The following is a 13,315-nucleotide window of genomic DNA, read 5'->3' on the forward strand; positions in this document are numbered from 1 at the left end:
CGTACTGGTTTAAAGTTAATCCACTATATCACCCGACAACCTTAACCCGACTTAGGTCGTCTGAAAAAAAGACCGAAACCGAGTACAATCCGCCACATGAAAAAACGCTCCAACCCTCTCCCACTTTTAAACGGCGTCAAACCCAGCTATTTGGTGCTGCCGCACGAAAAACCGTTTTACGGCCTGCCCCTGTTGCATTTCCTCTGCGTCCGCTTTTCCTTTGTCGGCGAGGACAACTGGCGCAGGCGTTTGAACAGCGGCTTCGTCGTCGATGCAGACGGCGTGCCGTTTGACGAACACACGCTGTTCGAGCCGGGCAAAACCATGTTTTATTACCGTGAAACCAGCAGCGATAGCGAACCCGTCATTCCGTTTGAAGAAAAAATCCTACACATCGACGACCATCTGATTGTCGTTGACAAACCGCATTTTCTGCCCGTTATCCCCAGCGGACGTTTTTTGCGCGAAACCCTGCTGACCCGCCTGCGCCTGCGGCCGGAATTGCAGCATTTGAACGTAGCAGACATTACGCCGGTTCACCGCTTGGACAAAGATACGGCGGGCGTGATGCTGCTGTCGCACAATCCTGCCACGCGCCGCGATTATCAAACGATGTTTCAGGAAAAAAGCGTCCGTAAAACCTATCACGCCGTCGCGCCGACGCGGACGGATTTGGTATATCCGTTGGACGTGGTTTCGCGCATGGTGCGCGGGGAACGGTTTTTCACGACGCAGGAAACCGAAGGCGAGCCGAACGCCCATACGACGGTCGAATTGCTTGAAAACCGCGGCGAATTCAGCCTCTACCGGCTGACGCCGCATACGGGGAAAAAACACCAGCTTCGGGTGCATATGATGCGTTTGGGCATGCCGCTGCTAAACGACGCGCTTTATCCCACCCCTTTGGCGGCGGGCGATGAAGATTATGAAAAACCTTTGAAACTACTGGCAAAACAGATTGAGTTTACCGACCCGATCAGCGGACAAAAACAGATATTTGAAAGCGGATTTAAGTTATAGTGGATTAACTTTAAACCACTATATAAAGACTTTGCCGTCGTCCTGTTCGCATCCAAAACAAAGGTCGTCTGAAAACCATTTTCAGACGACCTTTTCATCAATCCTGCCTATTTCGAACTGCTGCCGAACAAGCCTTTGAACCACAATACGATATCATCCCACATCCGTCTGAACCAGCTGCCTTCTTCAACGGAATGGAGGGCGACGACGTTTTTCTCGGTAATGACTTTGCCGTCTTTGACGATTTTGAGTTTGCCCAAGGTTTGACCTTTGCGTATCGGGGCGATAACGGGCTGGACGGTTTCTAAAATCGGTTTGATGTTTTGTCCGGCATCGTGGGGAATCGTGATGTACACGTCTTCGAGGAAGCCGACGTTCACCGATTTGCTGCTGCCTTTATAAACTTTGACCTTGGAAATGATTTCGCCGCCGTTGTAGAGCTTGGGCGTGTCGAATGCCTGCAATGCCCAGTTGAGCAATTTGCCGCTTTCGGACGCGCGGGCTTCGGTGGAATCGGTACCGACAACGATGGAAACGATGCGTCTGCCGTTGCGTTTGCTGGAAGCGGCAAGGTTGTAGCCTGCGCTTTCGGTGTGTCCCGTCTTCAGACCGTCCACATTGGAATCGCGGTAGAGCAGGAGGTTGCGGTTTGGCTGTTCGACATTGTTGTATTTGAAGGATTTAATCGAAAATACGGGATAGTATTTCGGATAATCGTGTATCAGCGCGGCGGAGAGGATGGCTAAATCGCCGACAGTGGAAACGTGGCCTTCGGCAGCCAATCCGGTCGGATTTTTAAAGTGGGTTTTGGTCATGCCCAAACGCTTGGCTTCGTCGTTCATTTGTTGGACGAACGCATCCACCGAGCCGCCTCCCATGGCTTCGGCAAGCGTGGTGGCAGCATCGTTGCCGGATTGGACAATCATGCCTTTAATCAAATCGCTGACGCTGGCGGGAACTTTGGGACTGAGGAACATCCGCGAGCCTTCGATTTTCCAGCCCGCATCGGACACGGTCAGCATTTGGTCGGCGCGCAATGTGCCGTTTTCCAAAGCTTTGAACGCAAGATAGGCGGTCATCATTTTGGTCAGCGAAGCGGGTTCGATTTGGGTGTCGATATTGCCGGAGGCAAGCACTTGATGGCTTTGCAAATCGGTAACGATGTAGGCGGCAGCGGCAATGGCAGGCGGCGCATCGGGGCTGTTGATGCTGGGCATCATGGCTTCGGGCTGGGATGCGGCGGCAGGTGCAGGCTCGGAAGCGGCAACAGCGGGGGCTGCGTTGTTTTTAGCCGCTTGCGGCGCGGCTTGCGCGGCGGCAATCATCATTGCCGCGATCAATACGGATAATGTTTTTTTCATCGGGATGTGGTGCGGAAACAGAAATAAAAACAACCGCGTCGTGCGGTTTGGCACAAAAGACAGTCATTATACCGCCGCAACTTCGCTTTGCTAAGATTTTTCTTGATTTCAGACGACCTCGAGGGTATGGTTTTACCTTTCCGCCGTTTTGTTGGCAAAGTTTGACGCGGGCGGCGGACACTCCTTTTGAAAATAATCCTCCGGCACACAAAACCATGAACAACCGCCCCTCTTATTCCGATTACCTCATCCGCATCCTGACCGCCTCCGTTTACGACGTTGCCGTCGAAACGCCGCTCGAACCCGCAATCGGGCTGTCACGTCGTCTGAACAACAACGTCCTGCTCAAACGCGAAGACCTGCAACCCGTGTTTTCCTTCAAAATCCGCGGCGCGTACAACAAAATGGCGAAGCTGCCCAAAGAAGCACTCGCCTGCGGCGTCATCGCCGCCAGTGCGGGCAACCACGCACAAGGCGTCGCACTGTCGGCACAACGTTTAGGCTGCCGCGCCGTCATCGTCATGCCCGAAACCACGCCCAAAATCAAAATCGACGCCGTCAAAAGCCGCGGCGGAGAAGTCGTCCTCAAAGGCGTTTCCTACAACGATGCCTACGATTACGCGATGGAGTTGGCAGGAAAAGAAAAACTGACCTACATCGCCCCGTTTGACGACCCCGACGTGATTGCCGGACAAGGCACGGTCGGCATGGAAATCGTGCGCCAGCGTCCCGACGACATCCACGCCATCTTCGTCCCCATCGGCGGCGGCGGACTGGCGGCGGGCGTTGCCGCGTTCGTCAAACAAGTCCGCCCCAGCATCAAAGTCATCGGCGTGCAAACAAACGACTCCTGCTGCATGAAGCAATCCGTCGAAGCTGGAAAAGTCGTTAGCCTCAAAGACGTCGGCCTCTTCTCCGACGGTACCGCCGTCAAAGTCGTCGGCGAAGAAACCTTCCGCCTCTGCCGCGACCTCTTGGACGACATCATCACCGTCGATACCGACGCTATCTGCGGCGCCATCAAAGACATCTTCGACGACACCCGCAGCATCACCGAACCCGCAGGAGCGCTCGCCCTCGCCGGCCTGAAAACCTACGCCGCCCGCAACCGCATCCAAAACCAAACCCTCATCGCCGTAACCAGCGGCGCCAACATGAATTTCCACCGCCTGCGCCACGTTTCCGAACGCAGCGAATTGGGCGAAGGCAACGAAGGTATTTTCGCCGTTACCATCCCCGAAGAGCGCGGCAGCTTCCTCAAATTCGTCAACCTGCTCGGCAGCCGCAACATCACCGAGTTCAACTACCGATACGGCGACGACCAAAAAGCCCACATCTTCGTCGGCCTGCAAACCGCAGGTTCCCAAGACCTTGCCGTCATCAGCCGCCAATTGACCGAAGCCGGACTGCCCAATGTCGACCTGACCGACGACGAAATCTCCAAAATCCACATCCGCTACATGGTCGGCGGACGCACAACAAAAGTCGCCCACGAACGCTTGATCAGCTTCGAGTTCCCCGAGCGACCCGGCGCACTCGCCCGCTTCCTCAACCATATGCAGGGCGGCTGGAACATTACCCTCTTCCACTACCGCAACCACGGCGCCGACTACGGCCGCATCCTCGTCGGCATCGACGTCCCGTCCACCGACGATGAGGCATTTGAAAACTTCCTCGAAAGCCTCGGTTACAGCTATCAGGACGAAACCCAAAACGCCGCATACCGCCTGTTCCTTGCTTGATTGAAAGGGAAATATAATAAGGTCGTCTGAAAACTAGATATGGTTTTCAGACGACCTTAGCTTATAGGTAGAATAAAAAAATATTAGTTTATTGTTTTATAAAGATATTTATTTACTTAAATCTGCATATAACCCGCAAATAGAGCTTTAAACTATGCCAAGAGTCTCATGATTCTCGTTTTTTTATTAACTTAGGAGCTGATAGCTTATTATGATTAAATTTTCATATACACACGGCAAAACAAATATATCAATTGAAACATCAGTCTTTACCATTATGATGCTTATCAGTATGTTAAAAGAGTTATCTAATCACTTGTAAACTTAAATTAACTCCCTCCTGCGATGGAGGGATTTTCTATGATAGAAACAGCCTCCCTGCCGAATCCCGTATAATACCAACCACAAATTTTTACCGTTTCCCCAAAGGACAAATCATGAGCAATTACACCCGCACCTCGCGCGCTGCCGACAGCCTGCGCGACATCAAAATCACCCCGCACTTCCTGCCGCACGCCGACGGCTCGTGCCTGATCGAATGCGGCAACACCAAAGTTATCTGCACCGCTTCCATCGACGAAAATGTCCCGCCCTTCCTTCGCGGCAAGGGTCAGGGTTGGGTTACTGCCGAATACGGGATGCTGCCCGCTTCCACTGCCTCGCGTATGCGCCGTGAAGCCGCGGCAGGCAAACAGTCGGGGCGCACCCAAGAAATCCAGCGCTTGATCGGGCGTTCGCTACGCGCCGTCGTAGATATGGAAAAACTGGGCGAACGCCAAATCCTGATTGATTGCGACGTGATTCAGGCTGATGGCGGAACGCGCACCGCGTCTATTACCGGCGCATTCGTCGCCCTGCAAATTGCGGTCAACAAGCTGCTTTCAGACGACCTCATCAGCGAAAATCCCATCCGCGAAGCCGTTGCCGCCGTTTCCGCAGGCGTGGTGAACGGTGTGCCGCTTTTGGATTTGAATTACCCCGAAGACTCCGGCTGCGACAGCGACGTCAACATCGTTATGACCGCATCGGGCAAAATCATCGAAATCCAAGGCACGGCGGAAGGCGCGCCGTTCAGTTTGGACGAATTGGGCAAACTGATTGCGCTGGCGCAGAAAGGCATTGCCGAGTTGACGGCACACCAGCAAGCCGCCCTGTCCTCTTAAGCAAATTATATAATCTATTGAAATAAAAAATTATTCTTAAAAATCAACCTTATTAAAAGCAGATTCAAGGTAAAACCCGTCAAGGTTTAAACACCTTACGGGCATCTTTACCCCGAATCTGCTTTTTTTTTTTCATCTTAAATCAATTCATTGCTTGAAATTGAGTGTCGAAACAAGGGCAATCAGCATGCCCTGCCCAACCTGCTTTTTATCTCTGAAAATTTAAAAAAAGCCTGCTTATCCAATACGATATTTATGACAAAAGATTTCAAAATCCGCCCCAAGCTCTGACGAGCGGTTCTAAAACGAGATTATCGTTAGTTGTATAAATTCAAACACTTATTTAAAATATATGGTTCGCTTCGACTTGCCAAACCTATATTCGGGGCATCTGAATAATAAAAATTTCAAGGAACACTTATGCCGTTGCTGTCGATTGAATTCGCGGTATTTTTTATTGCTTTTTTGCCTATTTATTGGGCATTTGTCCGTATGCCGTCGGTGCAGAATGTTTTGCTTCTGCTGGCGGGGATGGGCTGGCTGTATCACTTGAATCCGATCTTTGCCGCCATAATTACCTGCTATTCGTCCTGCGTGCATTTGCTCGGCCTGTTGATGTCGTCTGAAAACGAAAACGTACGGAAATTCTGGCTGGGCTTCGGCGTAGCAACTGCTTTGGCAGTATTGTGTTTCTTCAAATATTTCGACTTTTTCCGCCCGTTTATCCGCCAATACACGGGGCAGAGCGAGATTGTCGATATCTTGATGCCTTTGGGGCTGTCTTATTACACATTTCAATCTTTGGCTTATTTGGTGTACTGCTGCCGTCATCCGATGGGCGACCGGTTTGCGTGGCATGAGTTGCTGCTGCACTTGAGTTTTTTCCCGACGATTACTTCTGGGCCGATTATCCGTGCCGCGGCGTTTAAAAGCATAGACGGCGAACAGGCGGGGGCTTTGGAACAAATTCGGACTGCCGAACCGCGCGCATTGGTGCGCCCCGCACTGGCGGTGTGCTTGATTTTGCTGGGCATTGCTAAAAAATGGTGGCTGGCGGGTGCGCTGGGAGACGGCTGGGTATCGCCCGTTTTCGAGAATCCCGCCCAATTTGATGGCTGGGGCGTGTTGTCGGGGGTGTACGGCTATACTTTCCAGCTTTTCTTCGATTTTTCAGGCTATTCGGATTTGGTAATCGGGATGGCGATGCTGCTCGGTTTCCGCCTGCCGAAAAACTTTGCGGCACCGCTGCGCGCGTTCAATATCCGCGACTTCTGGAACCGTTGGCACATCAGCCTTTCCACTTGGATACGCGACTATATTTATATTCCCTTGGGCGGCAGCAAACACGGCTTCGTCCTGACGCAGTTCAACTTGCTGGTGGCAATGGTGTTGTCGGGCGTTTGGCACGGCTACGGCTGGAATTTCCTGCTTTGGGGCGCGCTGCACGGCGTGGCATTAATTTTGCTCAACTGCGGCGACAAAATATTCGGGCGGGACGGTTCACGTCGTCTGAAAATCTTGCGTCCGCTTGCCTGGTTCGTCACTTTCCATTTCGTCTGCTTCACTTTCGTCGTGTTCAACACCGGCAGCCTCGCCGATACGCAGATGGTATTTGATGCCTTATTCGCCAACGAAGCAGGTTGGGCTGCACCGAAACAGGCGGATGTCCTGCTGCTTGCCGCGTTTGGCCTGATGATTTTGCTCTACCCGTATTTGCTTCGCCTGTTTGACGGTGCAGTAGCGACATTGGAAAAAATGCCGATGTGGCTGTGGTTTATACCGCTGATGCTGGTGTTGGTGTTGATTATCGTATTGGCGCCGTCAGGCATCCCGGGCTTTATTTACGCCGATTTTTAAAAGGACAATCAGAATATGAAACGCTTTATTTCCCTGTTTGCCTCCCTTTTGGTTTGCGCCTTTGGCGCGGCGTGGTTCAGTCAAGATTCCATCAATGCCTATTGGCAGCAAACCTATCATCAGGCTTCACCGCTGGAGCCTTTGTCCGAATACGAATGGTGGCGCACGGGCGCGAAGCTGCAACAAGACGCGTACGCCTTTTCAGACGACCTCAAGGCACGTTTGGCAGGACAGCCTGTGATTACCGAACCGGAACCTCAAATCGCTGAAGACGACGGGTCGTCTGAACAAAATGCGCAGCTTAATGCGTCCGAACCGCACGAAAAAAACCGTCCCGCCGACGGACGTCAACCCCAAACGGCACAAAACGGCGGACAACCCGAAGCACATCGTCTCCCCATTACCCCACCTGCCAATATCGTTCTCGGACAAGGCGACAAAGTCTTTTTTGCCGGCGACTCGATGATGCAGGGCGTTGCACCTTTTGTCGAAAGAAGCCTGAAAAAACAATACGGCATCCAGTCGGTGAATCTAAGCAAGCAAAGTACCGGATTGTCCTATCCCAAGTTTTTCGACTGGCCGAACACCATCGAACAAACGCTGAAACAACAAACAGACATCCGCCTTCTGGTCGTCTTCCTCGGTCCCAACGATCCGTGGGATTTCCCGAAAGGCAAAAAATACCTAAAATTCGCCTCGCCCGAATGGTCGGAAGAATACCTCAGCCGCGTCAACCGCATCCTGGCTGCCGCCGAACAACACCATGTGCAAGTCATTTGGATGGGCATCCCTTATATGAAACAGGCAAAACTTAACAAGCAAATGCGATATCTCGACAAACTTTTAGCAGACGAGATCAGTCCAAAAGCCCTGTGGATACCGACCGACAAACTCCTCAGCAACGGCTCGGACACCTACGCCGACTCCGTCAACATCAATGGAAAAATCATCCGCTACCGCAGCAAAGACGGCATCCACTTCTCTGCTGAAGGACAAAAACTGCTCGCGGATAAAATCATGGAAAAAATCGTTTTTCAGACGACCCCTGAAATGAACGGTGAAGAACGCACGGAACAATTATCCGCACGTTAAGCCCGTATCGGCAGCAAAAGGACGGCGTTTTGTTTATCCAATGCCGTCTTTTTCGTTACAATAGCCCTCCGCCGCGTCAAAAGACGTCGTCTGAAACCACACACAGGAAACTCATGAACATCAAAACCCTGTCCGTATCCCTTACCGCATTGTGCCTGTCTGCCGCCGCCCCCGCCGCCGATATGCTGCTGGAAAACTACGGCAGCAGCCGTCCCGCCTGGCTCTCCAAGCTCAAAAAACTCGACCGCAGCTCGGACGGCAAATTCCGCATCCTCCAAATCGGCGATTCACACACCGCCGGCGACCTTTTCACCGAACAACTGCGCCTGCGCCTCCAGCAAAAATGGGGCGACGGCGGCATAGGCTGGGTTTACCCCTCTACCGTCAAAGGACAGCGCAGCGCAGCCGTCCGCTATGACGGCTCATGGCAGACCGTCAGCAGCCGCAGCGTTTCAGACGACTTCCCCTTAGGCGGCATCATCGCCAAAGCCAACGGCAGCAGCGTTACCATCAGCGCCAAAGACGGAAGCAGCGGCGAGAGGCAGATTTCCGTTTTCGCCAAACCCGTCCTGCCCGAACAAACCCTGTCGTTCAACGGACGCGAAGTCCCCGCCGGAAGCAGCGGCTGGCAAATCATCCGCAGCAACGGTCGCCTGCCCCTGACCCTCAGCAGCTCCATGCCTTGGGACATCGGCTACATCAATATCGAAAATCCCGGACGCGGCGTAACCGTTTCCGCACTCGGCATCAACGGCGCGCAACTGACCCACTGGTCCAAATGGCGTCCCTCTTGGCAGGATGACCTTGCCCAAACCCGCGCCGACCTCGTTATCATCGCCTACGGCACCAACGAAGCCTTCGCCCGCGATTTGGACATTACAGCCACCGAACAAAGCTGGCGCAGCTACATCCGCCAAATCAAACAAAGCCTGCCCGACGCAGGCATCCTGATTCTCGGCGCGCCCGAATCCCTGAAAAGCACTTCAGGAAGCTGCGGCACACGCCCCGCCACCTTAAGCAGCATCCAACAAATGCAGCAACGCATTGCCCGCGACGAAAAAATCATGTATTGGTCGTGGCAGAACGCGATGGGCGGCGAATGCAGCATGAAAAGCTGGATGAACCAAGGCCTCGCCGCCAAAGACGGTGTCCACTTCTCAGGCAAAGGCTACCGCCAAGCTGCCGACCGCCTCGCCGACAGCTTGATACAAATGGCGGATTAAACAAAAGGTCGTCTGAAAATTTTCAGACGACCTTTTTTTGATGACGGCACGTTTCTATCTTTTCTTGAAGACGGTCAATCCGCCTCAACTGCTTATCGAACGGTTTTGCAGCGTTTCAGCCCGTTCCCAATAATCAGTATCGAATTTCCGTTTTCAGGCGACCTTCGCTTACTCTTTGGCAAATTGCTGCGTAAAGCGGACAAATTCTTCTTTTTTCGCTTTTGCCTTGCCTGAATCGATGGCCGCTTCGGCGGCTTTGACACCGTCCGCCAGCGAAGGCACGACATTGCCGGCATAAAGCGCGGCGGCGGCATTGAGCAGGACGATGTCGCGTGCCGCGCCATGTTTGCCGCTCAATACTTCATCCATTTTCTCCAAAGATTCTTGCGCGTTGGCAACTTTGATTTCGTCCAAATCGCGGCGAATTTCAATGCCGAAATCGGCTGGGCTGATGTCGTATTCGCGGATTTCTCCGTCTTTCAGCTCGGCAACACGGGTTTTGCCCGTCAGCGTGATTTCATCCAAACCGCCTTCGCCGCACACGACCAAAACGTGTTTGGAACCAAGCTGTTTCAATACGCGCGACAGGATACCGCATAAATCAATGTGGAACACGCCCAAAAGCTGGTTTGGTGCACCGGCAGGGTTAGTCAGCGGGCCCAAGATATTGAAAATGCTTCTAAACCCGAGCGAACGGCGCACGGGCGCGACGTGGCGCATCGCGCTGTGATGGTTTTGGGCAAACATAAAGCCCAAGCCTGTTTGACGGATGCTTTCGGCGACTTGCTCGGGTGTAATGTTCAACACCGCGCCCATCTGCTCCATCACGTCCGCCGCGCCGCTGGACGAGGAAACGGAACGCCCGCCGTGTTTGGCAACTTTCGCGCCTGCCGCCGCCGCGACAAACATCGAAGTCGTGGAAATATTGAAGGTTTTTGCGCCGTCTCCGCCCGTGCCGACAATATCGACGAGGTCGTCTGAATTTTCCAGCGGCACTTTGGCGGCAAATTCACGCATCACGGCGGCGGCGGCTGTAATTTCCGATACGGTTTCGACTTTAATCCGCAATCCGGTCAGGATGGCGGCGATTTGTTCGGGCGGCACCTGCCCGCTCATAATCTGGCGCATCAGGTCGGTCATTTCGTCGTAAAACAATTCGTTGTTGCTGATTAAGCGTTCGATGGCTTGTTGCGGTGTAATCATGGTTCAATCCTTTTTACGGGTATTTTTACGTCAAACGTCGTCTGAAAGTTTTCAGACGACGTTTGGTTTAAGCGGCGGACGCTTGGAAGTTTTTAAACTCTTCCAAAAAGTTTTTCAACATATCGTGTCCGTGTTCGGTCAACAGGGCTTCGGGGTGGAACTGCACGCCTTCGATAGCATATTCCTTGTGCCGCACGCCCATGATTTCCTGATCTTCCGTCCACGCGGTTACTTCCAAGCAATCGGGCAGCGTATCGCGGGCGATGACAAGGCTGTGATAACGCGTGCAGGTAACGGGATCGGGCAAATCTTTAAACATGCCTTTGTTCAAATGGAACACGGGCGAAACTTTGCCGTGCATCAGCGTTTTTGCCCGCACCACATCCCCGCCGAACGCTTCGCCTATCGTCTGATGCCCGAGGCACACGCCCATAATCGGCAGCTTGCCGGCAAAATGGCGCATGGCGGCGACGGAAATACCTGCCTCTTTCGGCGAACAAGGACCCGGCCCGATAACGAGATATTGCGGTTTCAAAGCTTCGATTTCTTCGAGCGTAATATCGTCGTTGCGGCGGACGACGACTTCCTGACCGAGTTCGGCAAAATATTGGACGATGTTGTAGGTGAAACTGTCATAGTTATCAATGAACAAAAGCATGGGGTACGGCCTTTTAGGGTTGTTTGACGGCGGCGATGTTTTCGGGCGAATTGATAAACGCCCACATCTGCTCTTCGGTTCGGAAAACGCCGTTACGGACAATATAATGCAGCGGATGCTTAATCAGCGCATCCGCTTTGCGGACAAAAACACGCATATTGCTGCTGTTTGCCGCCATTTCCAACACTTTGGCGGCAAAAGCGGGGCGGTGCAGCTTGTCGTGCATCAGCGGATGGCGGGCGATGTATTCGTTCAGAGGCTTGCCGCTGCTGTGGAAATCCGTGTGCAGCGGGTCGAGGAATACAATAAAAAAAGGCATCTTGCCCAAATAATCGTCTGCATCGTTCATAAGCGTTTCGGACGGAATATTTATATCGACATAATATCACAGTTAACCGCGATTCTTGATTCCAATCAGGTCGTCTGAAACATCGCTTGCCTCCTTCCGAAATATTCACTTAAAATCAGTCTTACATTCCAAAAAGAGATTTGCTTATGGGTTTCAAACTTACTCCGATTGATGTTGTAGAAAACATCAGCCGCGAAGATTTTTATCAGAATTATCTCAAGCCGCGCCGTCCCGTCGTGATCAAAGGACTGACCCGCAACTGGCCTGCCCGTGACAAATGGTCGCTGGACTATATGAAAGAAACCGTCGGCGATATCGTCGTCCCCTTGTACGACAGCGCCAAAGCCGACCCTTCCGCGCCGATTAACGCCGCCAGTACGGAAATGCGCTTCAGCGATTATATCGATCTGATCAAACGCGAGCCGACGGATTTGCGGATTTTCTTATTTGACCCCATCAAACACGCTCCCGCCTTACTGAACGATTACGTTTTTCCCAAAGAGCTGATGGGCGGATTCTTAGACCGTTACCCTACCCTGTTTTTCGGCGGTGCAGGTTCGGAAACCTTCCTGCACTACGACATTGATATGGCGCACATCTTCCATACGCATTTCGGCAAGAAACACATCATCTTGTTCGATTACAAATGGAAAGAGCGCCTGTTCCGCATTCCTTTCGCCACTTACGCGCTGGAAGACTACCACGTCGACAACCCCGATACGGAACGTTTCCCCGAGCTTGAAGGCATCGAAGGTATCGAATGCTTCTTGGAATACGGCGATACCTTGTTCATGCCGACCGGCTGGTGGCATTGGATGAAATACCTTGACGGCTCATTCTCCATCTCCCTGCGCGCATGGGATGAAAGCTGGGCGGTTAAGGCGCATAGTTTGTGGAACCTGACTGTACAGCGCAAGTTCGACGACTTCATGAAAGCCCGCTTTAAAGCACGCTACATGAATTGGAAAGAACAGCTTGCCTGCAAACGCGCCCGCCGCGCATGGGAACGCGGCCTGCCTCGTTAAAACACGCTTAAAGGTCGTCTGAAAACAGTATTTCAGACGACCTTTATCCACAAATTGCCCCGTATCCGGCGCAAAAATTGAAGCAATGGATGGCATTGCTTACTCAATACCGACACGGCGCGTAAGGCAAAAATGCAACAAATGCGAAATACATGGCGCATATTTTTTTAAACGTCGGCGATAGCTGAAACCAATCTGTCAAAGCAGGCGGACTGACCTTGCTCCTGTCCGCTTTGCCCCATTTTTTCACTGGAGTGCATCATGCAAACACCTCTAAAATTCTTAACCGCCCTTGTTTTAACGGCATCGGCATTCTCAGCATCCGCTCACGGCATGCATAAACATAAGCCGCTGACCTTTGAAGAGCTGCCCAAAATCTGCCAACAATACTTCACACGCGCGGAGAATTGTTACAAAAAAGCGGGCGCCAAATCCGATTTTCAACGCAACAATACAAAATTCCTGTTTCAATCCCTGCCTGCCGCCGATTTAACGCAACGTGAAACCATGTGCAAAATTGCTATGGATTCGTTCGCCGAAAAAACGCGCTCGCTTCATTGCGAATAAGATTTTTGCCGGAAAGATATAGCAAAGGTCGTCTGAAAACTGAACTGCACCCCAA

Annotated in this window: 13 protein-coding genes; 8 read left to right on the forward strand and 5 right to left on the reverse strand. The window is 52.3% G+C overall.

The window, feature by feature from the left end:
• The first annotated feature begins 96 nt into the window (after nucleotides 1-96).
• On the forward strand, nucleotides 97-1,020 hold the full coding sequence (locus HMPREF3277_RS12260) for a pseudouridine synthase (protein ID WP_003767173.1): 924 nt from the start codon (nucleotides 97-99) through the stop codon (nucleotides 1,018-1,020).
• Between the two features lie 107 nt (nucleotides 1,021-1,127).
• Here HMPREF3277_RS12260 and HMPREF3277_RS12265 read toward each other — a convergent pair whose 3' ends face one another.
• Nucleotides 1,128-2,381, reverse strand: a complete 1,254-nt coding sequence (locus tag HMPREF3277_RS12265; RefSeq protein WP_036492615.1) for a D-alanyl-D-alanine carboxypeptidase family protein — start codon at nucleotides 2,379-2,381, stop codon at nucleotides 1,128-1,130.
• Nucleotides 2,308-2,604 (reverse strand): hypothetical protein, encoded by a 297-nt coding sequence (locus HMPREF3277_RS15025; RefSeq protein ID WP_168168266.1) that lies wholly within the window; start codon nucleotides 2,602-2,604, stop codon nucleotides 2,308-2,310. Before HMPREF3277_RS15025 ends, HMPREF3277_RS12265 begins: the two co-directional genes overlap by 74 nt.
• On the opposite strand from HMPREF3277_RS15025, the gene ilvA reads away from it, so the two are divergent.
• The 5 genes from ilvA to HMPREF3277_RS12290 all read left to right on the forward strand — a co-directional run bounded on the left by ilvA (nucleotide 2,597) and on the right by HMPREF3277_RS12290 (nucleotide 9,458).
• Nucleotides 2,597-4,123: a threonine ammonia-lyase, biosynthetic gene (ilvA, locus tag HMPREF3277_RS12270; RefSeq protein WP_036492607.1), complete on the forward strand. Its 1,527-nt coding sequence runs from the start codon at nucleotides 2,597-2,599 to the stop codon at nucleotides 4,121-4,123. The two genes, HMPREF3277_RS15025 and ilvA, sit on opposite strands and share 8 nt — an antisense overlap.
• A 437-nt stretch (nucleotides 4,124-4,560) precedes the next feature.
• Nucleotides 4,561-5,286 carry a ribonuclease PH gene (gene rph / locus HMPREF3277_RS12275; protein ID WP_003767155.1) on the forward strand — a complete coding sequence of 242 codons (726 nt, stop codon included), beginning with the start codon at nucleotides 4,561-4,563 and terminating at the stop codon, nucleotides 5,284-5,286.
• 420 nt (nucleotides 5,287-5,706) lie between these two features.
• Nucleotides 5,707-7,143 (forward strand): MBOAT family O-acyltransferase, encoded by a 1,437-nt coding sequence (locus HMPREF3277_RS12280; RefSeq protein WP_070871284.1) that lies wholly within the window; start codon nucleotides 5,707-5,709, stop codon nucleotides 7,141-7,143.
• 15 nt (nucleotides 7,144-7,158) lie between these two features.
• Nucleotides 7,159-8,235, forward strand: a complete 1,077-nt coding sequence (gene patB / locus HMPREF3277_RS12285; protein ID WP_070871285.1) for a peptidoglycan O-acetyltransferase PatB — start codon at nucleotides 7,159-7,161, stop codon at nucleotides 8,233-8,235.
• A gap of 113 nt (nucleotides 8,236-8,348) precedes the next feature.
• Nucleotides 8,349-9,458, forward strand: a complete 1,110-nt coding sequence (locus HMPREF3277_RS12290) for an SGNH/GDSL hydrolase family protein (protein ID WP_070871286.1) — start codon at nucleotides 8,349-8,351, stop codon at nucleotides 9,456-9,458.
• A 168-nt stretch (nucleotides 9,459-9,626) separates the two neighbouring features.
• Here the strand turns inward: HMPREF3277_RS12290 and trpD are convergent, their stop codons facing one another.
• The 3 genes from trpD to HMPREF3277_RS12305 form a co-directional block, all read right to left on the reverse strand.
• Nucleotides 9,627-10,661, reverse strand: a complete 1,035-nt coding sequence (trpD, locus tag HMPREF3277_RS12295; RefSeq protein ID WP_039405010.1) for an anthranilate phosphoribosyltransferase — start codon at nucleotides 10,659-10,661, stop codon at nucleotides 9,627-9,629.
• 67 nt (nucleotides 10,662-10,728) lie between these two features.
• On the reverse strand, nucleotides 10,729-11,319 hold the full coding sequence (locus HMPREF3277_RS12300; RefSeq protein ID WP_070871287.1) for an aminodeoxychorismate/anthranilate synthase component II: 591 nt from the start codon (nucleotides 11,317-11,319) through the stop codon (nucleotides 10,729-10,731).
• 13 nt (nucleotides 11,320-11,332) lie between these two features.
• Nucleotides 11,333-11,668 (reverse strand): hypothetical protein, encoded by a 336-nt coding sequence (locus tag HMPREF3277_RS12305; protein WP_003767144.1) that lies wholly within the window; start codon nucleotides 11,666-11,668, stop codon nucleotides 11,333-11,335.
• Nucleotides 11,669-11,814: 146 nt separating this feature from the next.
• Between HMPREF3277_RS12305 and HMPREF3277_RS12310 the strand changes: the two genes are divergently transcribed.
• On the forward strand, nucleotides 11,815-12,693 hold the full coding sequence (locus HMPREF3277_RS12310) for a cupin-like domain-containing protein (protein WP_009311349.1): 879 nt from the start codon (nucleotides 11,815-11,817) through the stop codon (nucleotides 12,691-12,693).
• Nucleotides 12,694-12,954: 261 nt separating this feature from the next.
• Nucleotides 12,955-13,260, forward strand: a complete 306-nt coding sequence (locus HMPREF3277_RS12315; RefSeq protein ID WP_049231205.1) for a hypothetical protein — start codon at nucleotides 12,955-12,957, stop codon at nucleotides 13,258-13,260.
• Nucleotides 13,261-13,315: the final 55 nt, after the last annotated feature.

The organism is Neisseria sp. HMSC70E02 (assembly GCF_001838645.1).
GTDB classification, from domain to species: Bacteria; Pseudomonadota; Gammaproteobacteria; order Burkholderiales; family Neisseriaceae; genus Neisseria; species Neisseria macacae.

Bases quoted from the DNA above. Each gene is read 5' to 3' on its own strand.
- HMPREF3277_RS12260 (WP_003767173.1), top strand. From the start codon at position 97: ATGAAAAAACGCTCCAACCCTCTCCCACTTTTAAACGGCGTCAAACCC.
- HMPREF3277_RS12265 (WP_036492615.1), bottom strand. From the start codon at position 2,381: ATGAAAAAAACATTATCCGTATTGATCGCGGCAATGATGATTGCCGCC.
- ilvA (WP_036492607.1), top strand. From the start codon at position 2,597: ATGAACAACCGCCCCTCTTATTCCGATTACCTCATCCGCATCCTGACC.
- rph (WP_003767155.1), top strand. From the start codon at position 4,561: ATGAGCAATTACACCCGCACCTCGCGCGCTGCCGACAGCCTGCGCGAC.
- HMPREF3277_RS12280 (WP_070871284.1), top strand. From the start codon at position 5,707: ATGCCGTTGCTGTCGATTGAATTCGCGGTATTTTTTATTGCTTTTTTG.
- patB (WP_070871285.1), top strand. From the start codon at position 7,159: ATGAAACGCTTTATTTCCCTGTTTGCCTCCCTTTTGGTTTGCGCCTTT.
- HMPREF3277_RS12290 (WP_070871286.1), top strand. From the start codon at position 8,349: ATGAACATCAAAACCCTGTCCGTATCCCTTACCGCATTGTGCCTGTCT.
- trpD (WP_039405010.1), bottom strand. From the start codon at position 10,661: ATGATTACACCGCAACAAGCCATCGAACGCTTAATCAGCAACAACGAA.
- HMPREF3277_RS12300 (WP_070871287.1), bottom strand. From the start codon at position 11,319: ATGCTTTTGTTCATTGATAACTATGACAGTTTCACCTACAACATCGTC.
- HMPREF3277_RS12305 (WP_003767144.1), bottom strand. From the start codon at position 11,668: ATGAACGATGCAGACGATTATTTGGGCAAGATGCCTTTTTTTATTGTA.
- HMPREF3277_RS12310 (WP_009311349.1), top strand. From the start codon at position 11,815: ATGGGTTTCAAACTTACTCCGATTGATGTTGTAGAAAACATCAGCCGC.
- HMPREF3277_RS12315 (WP_049231205.1), top strand. From the start codon at position 12,955: ATGCAAACACCTCTAAAATTCTTAACCGCCCTTGTTTTAACGGCATCG.